The sequence below is a fragment of the Faecalicatena contorta genome (genome assembly GCF_021531995.1).
Taxonomy (GTDB): Bacteria; Bacillota; Clostridia; order Lachnospirales; family Lachnospiraceae; genus Dorea_A; species Dorea_A contorta_A.
The window spans coordinates 1-7,499 of sequence record NZ_JAFBIZ010000129.1 but is presented as its reverse complement, the minus strand read 5'-3'; the positions used below and the strand labels follow the sequence as shown (position 1 = coordinate 7,499).

Below are 7,499 nucleotides of genomic sequence, written 5' to 3'. Positions count from 1 at the left end.
CAGTATAGCATATGGAAAAATAAGACGCAAGAAAAACTTAAACAAAAAAATTTAATTGCCGATGTTCAAACCACTTGACTTAACGGAAAATAGTTAATATAATACAATCAAAACTTAACTGAATAGTGTTAGGTTTAAGAAAATTTGAAAATGAGGTTGTATAAGGTGCCTTGAAACTTTGGATAAGTAGAGGGGTTTTTCCTTGAAGATGATGTGGAAGGAGGTGAATGGAATGTCTGAATTAAAGAATGGATTTCTGACAGCAGAAGAGGTAATGGATATTTTACAGGTCAAGCAGTCAAAGGCATACCAGATTATCCGCCAGCTGAATAAAGAACTCAGCGAAATGGGACTGATCACAGTGCCAGGGCGTGTGGATGCCAATTATTTCAAGAAAAAGTTGTTTTATGAAGAAAAATAGGAGGTACTTAAGATGGCTGTATATCAGGAAAAAGACAAAGGTACATGGAGAGTGGTGTTCCGGTACACCGATTTTACCGGGGAAAGAAAGCAGACGCAGAAACGTGGATTCAAGACCAAACGGGAAGCGACTGCATGGGAACATGAAATGATGCTTCGAAAAGGAAATAAGCTGGATATGACGTTTGAGAGCTTTTATGAGATTTATTCCGAGTATAAACGTCAGAGGGTAAAGGAAAGTACATTTGAGACGAAAAGTCACATTGTGCGGACAAAAATCCTTCCGTACTTTGGAAAACGGAAAATCAACGAGATCACAGTGGCGGATGTGATCGCCTGGCAGAATGAGATGATGGCATACCGGGATGAAAAGGGCAAGCCTTATTCTGTGGATTATCTGAAAACGATTCAGGCACAGCTTACAGCAATTTTCAATCATGCGGTGAATTATTATAATCTGCCCTGCAATCCGGCAAGACAGGCAGGAAGTATGGGAAAAGAGATTCCGAAGGAAATGAAGTTCTGGACAAAGGAACAGTATTTGAAATTTGCCGAGGCAATGATGGACAAGCCCAGATCCTATTATGCCTTTGAGATGCTGTACTGGACCGGAATCCGGGAAGGAGAGCTGCTTGCCCTTACTCCGGCAGATTTTGATTTTGAAAAACAGACGGTGCGGATCAATAAAACGTATCACCGTATGAAAAAGCAGGACATTATTACCTCGCCCAAGACTGCGAAAAGTAATCGGATCGTTGTGATGCCGGAGTTCCTCTGTGAAGAGATGCAGGACTATTTTCAGATGTATTATTCACTGGCACCGGATCAGCGGATCTTCCCATTTTCCAAATCCTATCTGAAACATGAGATGGAAAGGGGATGCAAAGCGACAGGAGTTCCGGTTATTCGGATTCATGATCTTCGCCACAGCCATGTTGCGCTTTCATAGGGATATTTTTAGAAGTGGGCTTGAAACCCTTATGTAATGGGAGTTTCCGGCAGTTGCCTATGCTCCCTTTTTAGATTTGTCAGTATCTGTTGCAGCTTCTAAAGCTACTTTTTCTTTTTCAGCACGTTCTTTCTCAGCTTTGCGTCGGTTGTAGGTTCGATTCCACGCACGCTTGCGACGTTTCCGTTCTTCTTCGGCTAATTCTTCCGGTGTCAGTTCTGGCATTGGAACATCCAGCTTGCCTACATATTTGAGATAAATGTCGATTTCCTGTGTGCGTTCCCCTGTTGACTTGTCAGCTTCGTGAACTTCAATTCTGTCTATAAATTCGTGAATCATTGGTGTGGTCAGTTCAGAAAAATCTGTGTACTTATGAACCAGTGCGATGAATTTATCGACATTGGAAGCTTCTTCCTTTGCTGTGGCTAACTGCTCTCGGGCAGAAGTAAGGAATTCTTCTAATTCCGCCTGTTCCTTTTCGTAATCAGCAGACAGCAATTCAAAACGCTTATCCGACAGCTTCCCGGATACATTATCTTCATAAATACGTTTTATCAGATGATCAAGTTCAGTAACCCTCTTTTCAGATTTTGCAATCTTTTTTGTGAGAGCCTTCGTATCTGATTCCTGCTTCAGAACATTGGATTTTCTAACCTTTTCCAGAAATTCATCCTCATGTTCTTTGACATAGCTTGCCGTATATTGCAGTGTTGTCAAAATCAGGTCTCTGACCACATCTGTTCTTACGTGGTGTTGGGAGCATTTGTTTTCAAAATGTCCCTTTGCCTTGCTGTAGGTAGAGCAGGTGTAATTATTCTGTGCATTGGTATATTTACCGGTCGGATTTCCATCCTTATCCTTTTTCTCATAGCCTTTTGTGCGGTGGTTGAACATTTTAGCACCACAATCTGCGCAAAACATGAGTCCGGTCAATGGATTTGCTTTGCCCTGTGCGATTGGGCGGTGCTTGGTCTCTCTGATTTTCTGAACCATATACCAGGTGTCTTCATCAACAATAGCTTCCTGCGTATCTCTGAATATCAGCCAGTCCTCCGGATTAGCATATTGGGAATGCTTGTCCTTGTATGATTCCTTGAAGGTTCTGAAATTAACTGTGTGCCCCATGTATTCCGGTTTTGATACGAGGTCTGTGATAGTGGTAGCTGTCCACGAATAAGGTCTTGTCATATCGCATTTACCTCTGCAAGTACCGAGTCCTTGTTTTGCAAGATAGTAGGAAGGACGTTCAACCTTTTCGTTTGTAAGAATTCTCGCAACCTGCATCGGTCCATTCCCTTCAATAATCAACTGGAAAATGCGTCTTACCACAGCAGCGGCTTCTTCATCAACAAGCCAGTGGTTGTTATCTTCCGGGTCTTTTTTGTATCCGTAGATGGCATTAGAAGTCAGATGCTTGCCTTCCATACCTTTATTGCGAAGTACAGACTTGATTTTTCTGCTGGTATCACGCACATACCATTCATTCATAATGTTTAAGAATGGTGCAAATTCATTGGATTCAGAATGCGTGCTGTCAACACCATTGGAAATAGCAATAAAGCGGACGCCTTTTTCTCGGAACAGAACCTCTGTATAAAAGCCTACTTCCAGATAATTTCTGCCGATTCGGCTCATATCCTTGACGATAACACATTCGATTTTTCCTTCTTCAATGTCAGCAGTCAATTGCTTCCAATCCGGTCTGTCAAAGTTTGTGCCGCTATACCCATCATCGGTATAGTGAGCAAGGTTCGTAAACCCCTGTTCTTTGGCATACTTTTCAAGCATTTTCTTCTGGTTTACAATGCTGTTACTGTCTCCATTCAGTTCATCATCTCGTGACAGTCTCTCGTAAAGTGCTGTTATTTTGTTGTTGTCCGGTCTCTTCATAAAATCTCCTTTCCGAGGTATCCATACCTCTGTGACCGGGCATCTATGGATGAATTTATTCTACCATAGATACAGGGTCACTGCTATATAATCTTGTGATTCGGGAACAGATTTTCTAAAAATGACCATAAAAATGACAGGGTATGTAACCCTGTCATAAAGTCAGAAATTGTTCCTTCACTTATAGGAGAAATTCGAGGGGATAAACGGAACTGTTTTTTATAGCTTTTAGAATTGTTGTCAGCATTTATACAACACTAATCAGCCTTAAACAGCTACATTTATTTATTGCGGTCTAATTCATCAATATACTCTTCAAGACATATACCCTGTGAATATATTTCTTTTGCTGCTTCTTTTCCAACATACCGATAGTGCCAGGGTTCGTTAATCACTCCGGTTATATCCGTTTTGTCAGATGGATAACGCTTGATAAAACCATATTTGTGTGCGTTTTCAGCAAGCCATGTATAGACAGCATCACTGGAATTAATTGTTTTATCAGCATTTATATCAACAGCAATGCCAATCTGATGCTCGCTTGTTCCCGGTATTGCCACCCATTGCTCTGCAAGTCGTTTTGCCTCTGAACTGCTATGACCCTCATTTTTATATGCGTCTATTTTCTCATCCATCAGTTGCTGTTGCTTTTCTGTTGTACGATAGCCAGCGGCAACAAACAGCCCATATCCTTGCGCCCTTGCATCATCAAACATATCCTGCAAGTCCGGATAGATTCGAGAATCAACTTTTTCGCCATTAGATAGTTCGGTTAGCTCCACCTTATAATTATGGGGAATGTAGTTTTCATGATTAACAAGCAATAAATTCCAGCCATAATCATTATTTGCAGCATGATGTGTAATTCCAATTCCCTTTACAGCCAGCACATAAAGTATAATAATCAAAGCAGAGAGAAGTAGTACCCATTTTCGCATTCTCTTTTTATGTTCATGCCGTTTCACTTATTTAATCTCCGTTCTCTTATAAACACGATATAATATAGGTTGAAGGATCAGACAAACTACGGCATAAACAGGCACAATTACCGTTGCAGAGGTCATAATTTTTCCTCCAATTTCAATCAAAGCTGATTCTTTTAAGTCATTATAAATATCCAACAATTGATCCGGGAAAAAGGAACAGAAACCCGGCAGCGTAATAATTCGACTTAAAAAAGGAAACACACACAAAACAATAAAAGGTACAATAATTGCGGTAGCAGTGGAGTGACTAAATGCAGATACTAACATAGCAAGTGTAGCTGCAAATAATGTACCGATATAACCGCCTGCTACAATAAAAAGATAAGCCCTGAAAAAAGTAATATTGTAAACAGACCGCCACATATCTAATTGAAGCGGACAACCTGCGCCATCTGCACCGAGTACGCAAATGATAGTCAGCGTATAAAGCACTACAAAGACTATATAGAAAACTGAGGTAATCAGAAAACCCGCACCTACTTTTGATACAATAGCCTTGTTCCTTCCCATCTTAGCAGAAAAAAAGATGGAATCTGCTTTTGTCTGAAACTCGTCTGAAAAAATACCTGAGACCAAAAAACCAATCATCAAAGCTAACATCAAAATAAATGTTGATATGTTTTGCAGCAATGCTGCCCAACCATCCGTATATTCATAGTAAAATGGAGTGTCCAACGCTTCATATCGTTGAATCAAAAAATCCTTTTCTTTCTGCGTATAATATTCCTTACCGGAATCCAACCAATTTTTCAACGTAGAAATCCGCTTTTCATACAGCTTATTTACATCGTCCTCGGACACGCTGTCAGCGGCAAAATAATTGTAGTCTCTGTAATCGCTCCATGCGGAACTGATAACATCAAGAATACCCAAAATGCCTTGTTTCTCTGAAAATGCCTGATCCTGTTTTGCAATGTCATCAGACTGTGCTTCATCGGAATTGTTAATTCTCCTGTTTTCGGCAATCACTTTTTTCAGCACATCATCGGTAAGATAGCCTGCCCATTCGTTCCTTGCGTTTCTTAGATTCTTAGCAGCCGTAAACCCAACCGAATGATTCCCGTTTTCATCCACATATTCCACTCTGTTAATAGTCAAAATGCTGGTAATTATCGTAATCACAACCATAAGCAAAATTACAATTTTGTTCCTGGATTTAGAAAACACTTTCTTCAACTCAAAATTCAGCATTTTTATCACCTGCCTTTTCTCCGAAATAATACAAAAATACATCCTCTAAAGATGCTTCCACGCATTTTGCTTCGGGAACCGGCTTTTCTTTAGAGATAATTCTTAATTCCACGCCATCGGACTCTGCTTTCATATTTGAAATCTTATATTTTTCAGCCATAGAAGAGACCGCACTTTTTCTTACAAAACATTTCCATACATCTACCGGCATGGTACGAATGAGTTCATCCGATGTTCCGCTGCGCACTAGTTTTCCGTCTTTCATCAACCAGATTTGGTTTGCGATATATTCAATATCTGATACGATATGAGTAGACAATAGTACCAATCTTTCTTCTGACAATTCACTAATCAAATTACGAAAACGAATCCTCTCATTTGGATCAAGCCCTGCTGTCGGTTCGTCTAATACCAGGATTGCAGGATTATTTAACATTGCCTGTGCGATTCCTGCTCTACGTTTCATGCCGCCTGACAATTTTTTCATCTTTCTGTTGGTAACTTTGGAAAGACCAACTTTAGAAATTAGCTCTTTCACCCGTTTCTTAGCAACAGCAGGGCGTACTCCTTTTAGAGATGCAATGTACATCAAATAGTCCTGCACCGTAAATTCGGGGTAAAACCCAAAATCCTGTGGCAAATATCCCAGTAAATTTCGATATTCACTATCCATTTCAAAAATGTCTTTTCCATTACAGGTAATACTTCCGCTTGTAGGTTTCAGCAATGTGCAAAGCATTCGCATCATCGTTGTTTTTCCCGCTCCGTTTACCCCCAGCAGCCCATATACGCCATTTGTCATAGTCATGGTCAGATGGTCTACAGCCGTAAAGTTTCCGAATTTCTTCGTTAAATCATTAAATTTCACTTCCATTTTGTAACACCTCCAAATAATGATTGCAATGATTCAATAAGCGATAGATTGCAAGAAACATATAAATAGCTGCGAATCCAATCAACAGTATCCAGACTGGAACAGCAATCTTTTCATAGATATTTTCATTTAGGACGATAAACAGCCATATAGCACTCCATAAGACGCATAAGATAATCGCAGATCCTTCGCTGAAAGAATATTTACTGCATAGCGTGCCAAAACAGATGCAGGCTGTTACACTTAACGGAAGCAAAAATTGAACCATCAGTTGAAGCAGCTCAAAATGCAGACCAACGGTTGCGGCACCGCAGAACACAGTCAATAAAAGAGTATCTGCAATGCCAAACAATAGTGTTCTTGCTGCATACACCTGTTTTAAGGAAAAATAGGAAACAGCTTCGATTTCCATAGATTTGTTTGAACTGTTTTTCCAAAATTCCGGGATAACTAAAATAACGAATAATGATGCAATTACTCCCAGACTTCTTTGGATATAAAAATCATCCTCCGCATTTTTCAAGATAAACCACAAACAAAAAAGAAGCAGAAATTGAAACAGCCACCATTTCTTTTCAATTACTTTTAACTGTGTCCATAGGAACTCATGATATGACAGTATTTTTTTCTCTTCCGCAGCATAGAAAGCTTCCAATGATTTCTTTACCGTCAATCTGATTTTCTGTTCATCAGAAATGACTGTATTATCGCTCTTATTCTCATTAGATTGCTTATTTGCGTTCATAAAATCAATCCTCCTTCAACAAATTCTTTAATAACAACCTCGCCCTTTGGATTCGATATTTCACAAGCGGTAATCCAACTTGCAGAAGCTCTGCTATTTCAGATAATTTCAAATCTCTAAAATAGTGGAAAATAATGACCTCCTGCAATTCATCAGGCAATTTTTTCAAAGCATCTTCGATTGCAATTTTATCAAAGATACCATCCAATTCCAAAATATCAGACATATCCCCTATCTCATTTGATGCACCATCCCACAAGTCATCCCTTGCCTTTTTATAATAATCACGACAAAGATTCCCGGCTATGGTATACATATAGTTTAGGGTTTTACCCATATAATGGTAATTGGAGAGTTTTTCAAAAAAGTGTACAAAGACCTCTTGCGTAAGATCCTCGGCGTATGATGTATCGGGACAGTGGTAGCAGCAGTAAGTTAATATAG

8 protein-coding genes are annotated in these 7,499 nt (G+C 39.6%); 2 read left to right on the top strand and 6 right to left on the bottom strand.

The genetic code is table 11. The annotated features are described in order from the left end of the window. The first annotated feature begins 232 nt into the window (after window positions 1-232). The gene (locus tag JQM82_RS13485) at window positions 233-421 is read left to right on the top strand and encodes a hypothetical protein (protein WP_235250901.1); all 189 of its coding nucleotides are present in this window, start codon (window positions 233-235) and stop codon (window positions 419-421) included. Window positions 422-433: 12 nt separating this feature from the next. Continuing rightward, window positions 434-1,369: a site-specific integrase gene (locus tag JQM82_RS13480; protein WP_235250900.1), complete on the top strand. Its 936-nt coding sequence runs from the start codon at window positions 434-436 to the stop codon at window positions 1,367-1,369. A 57-nt stretch (window positions 1,370-1,426) separates the two neighbouring features. Here the strand turns inward: JQM82_RS13480 and JQM82_RS13475 are convergent, their stop codons facing one another. From JQM82_RS13475 to JQM82_RS13450, 6 genes are all read right to left on the bottom strand, one after another. Continuing rightward, window positions 1,427-3,259 (bottom strand): recombinase family protein, encoded by a 1,833-nt coding sequence (locus tag JQM82_RS13475; protein WP_235250899.1) that lies wholly within the window; start codon window positions 3,257-3,259, stop codon window positions 1,427-1,429. A gap of 281 nt (window positions 3,260-3,540) precedes the next feature. After that, window positions 3,541-4,224: a M15 family metallopeptidase gene (locus tag JQM82_RS13470; protein ID WP_317244421.1), complete on the bottom strand. Its 684-nt coding sequence runs from the start codon at window positions 4,222-4,224 to the stop codon at window positions 3,541-3,543. Continuing rightward, a complete protein-coding gene (locus JQM82_RS13465) occupies window positions 4,225-5,436 on the bottom strand; it encodes an ABC transporter permease (protein ID WP_235250898.1) in 1,212 nt (403 codons plus the stop codon). Further along, window positions 5,423-6,310, bottom strand: a complete 888-nt coding sequence (locus JQM82_RS13460) for an ABC transporter ATP-binding protein (protein ID WP_235250896.1) — start codon at window positions 6,308-6,310, stop codon at window positions 5,423-5,425. The genes JQM82_RS13465 and JQM82_RS13460 overlap by 14 nt, the downstream gene beginning before the upstream one ends. Further along, on the bottom strand, window positions 6,294-7,055 hold the full coding sequence (locus tag JQM82_RS13455) for a hypothetical protein (protein WP_235250895.1): 762 nt from the start codon (window positions 7,053-7,055) through the stop codon (window positions 6,294-6,296). The genes JQM82_RS13460 and JQM82_RS13455 overlap by 17 nt, the downstream gene beginning before the upstream one ends. 4 nt (window positions 7,056-7,059) lie before the next feature. Beyond that, window positions 7,060-7,497 (bottom strand): sigma-70 family RNA polymerase sigma factor, encoded by a 438-nt coding sequence (locus JQM82_RS13450; protein WP_235250894.1) that lies wholly within the window; start codon window positions 7,495-7,497, stop codon window positions 7,060-7,062. Window positions 7,498-7,499 lie beyond the last annotated feature (2 nt).

What these genes read in the sequence shown, in the direction of transcription:
- JQM82_RS13460 (WP_235250896.1), bottom strand. Translation starts at nt 6,310, where the DNA reads ATGGAAGTGAAATTTAATGATTTAACGAAGAAATTCGGAAACTTTACG.
- JQM82_RS13465 (WP_235250898.1), bottom strand. Translation starts at nt 5,436, where the DNA reads ATGCTGAATTTTGAGTTGAAGAAAGTGTTTTCTAAATCCAGGAACAAA.
- JQM82_RS13480 (WP_235250900.1), top strand. Translation starts at nt 434, where the DNA reads ATGGCTGTATATCAGGAAAAAGACAAAGGTACATGGAGAGTGGTGTTC.
- JQM82_RS13455 (WP_235250895.1), bottom strand. Translation starts at nt 7,055, where the DNA reads ATGAACGCAAATAAGCAATCTAATGAGAATAAGAGCGATAATACAGTC.
- JQM82_RS13475 (WP_235250899.1), bottom strand. Translation starts at nt 3,259, where the DNA reads ATGAAGAGACCGGACAACAACAAAATAACAGCACTTTACGAGAGACTG.
- JQM82_RS13485 (WP_235250901.1), top strand. Translation starts at nt 233, where the DNA reads ATGTCTGAATTAAAGAATGGATTTCTGACAGCAGAAGAGGTAATGGAT.